The following is a 1193-nucleotide window of genomic DNA, read 5'->3' as shown; positions in this document are numbered from 1 at the left end:
GACCTGCGGCGGGTGGCGGTAGCCCGCGGTCATCTGCGCGGCGCCGAGGCCGATCAGCAGCAGCGGGCGCAGCCCGCCCTCCCCCGTCCCCAGGCGGGCGGCCACGCTCCAGGGGCCGAGCTGGCCGCCGAGCTCGACGAAGGTGTAGGCGTTGCCCGCCCGGCCGGAGGGCATCGCCACCGCGGCCTCCCCGTCCGCCCAGCGGCTGCGCTCCCAGGCCCGGTTGACGGTGAGCCACGCCGGGCCGGCGCTGAAGGGGTGCCACAGGCCGAGCCCGACGGTGGCCTGGAGGGTTCCCAGGTCCACCTGCGCCTCGCGCGTGGTTCCGAAGGGCCCCTCCGCGGTCACGTCGAAGCGCGCCAGCCGGTAGCCGAGCCCGCCGGCGGCGGTCACCGGCAGGGCGTCGGCGAAGTATTGCCCCAGGACCCCCAGCTGGAGGCTCAAGGCGCCCCGCGAGGCGGACTCGACGGCGTCGATCTCCGCGGCCAGCGCCTCGTAGGGGACCTCGCCGCCGTCGCCGGGGACGGCGTAGGCGTCGCCGGGCTCGCCGCCGAGGGCGGCGAGGCTCAGCGCCCAGCGCCAGCCGTAGTGGTACGGCTCCCGGTCGCGCGGGGCGGCGTAGTGCCGGCGGATGCGCTCGTCGGGGCGCAGGGTGAGCGCATCGACGATGTCCTGGTAGCGCTCGCCGCCGCGGCTGACCCGGACGCGGTAGCGGCCGGCCTCGGCGGGGCGCTGGATCGCCGGGGCGCGGACGCCGTGGTCCTCGAGGCAGATCACCGTCCCCGTGCCGGCGGCGCTGAGGTCGAGCTCGCCGAAGCGCCGCTCGGTGAGCGCGACGGAGCGGTAGGCTACCGGCGTATCCGGACCCACGCGCACCTCGATCCGGGTGCCCCGGTACGCGTCGGTGCCGTAGACGCGCACGGTGTACGTCCGCCCCGGCTCGACGGGGATGCGCGCCGGCGTCGTGTAGTCCGCGCCGCCGACCGCCACCACCGCGCCGGCGGGCTGCGTGTGGAGGTAGAGCGTCGCCTGCTCCGGCGAGCGCCACTGCCCGGGGCGCAGGGTGCCGCTGCGCCGGGCGCTCGCCGGCAGCGGCGGGCGCCGCCCACCGGGCTCGCCGACGACCACCACCGGGCTGGCCGCGCCGAGGCCGTCGACGGCGCCGGCGGCGGTCCAGCCGTCGGCGCCGTCGA

General features: G+C 78.5%; 1 protein-coding gene. It reads right to left on the bottom strand.

All coding sequences use genetic code 11. The features are described 5' to 3' along the window. Positions 1 to 1193 (bottom strand): hypothetical protein (locus CKO13_RS12265; RefSeq protein WP_200261421.1); only part of this gene is annotated, 1193 nt, incomplete at both ends.

The organism is Halorhodospira neutriphila (assembly GCF_016584055.1).
GTDB classification, from domain to species: domain Bacteria; phylum Pseudomonadota; class Gammaproteobacteria; order Nitrococcales; family Halorhodospiraceae; genus Halorhodospira; species Halorhodospira neutriphila.
This window is presented reverse-complemented; position numbering and strand designations above follow the sequence as displayed.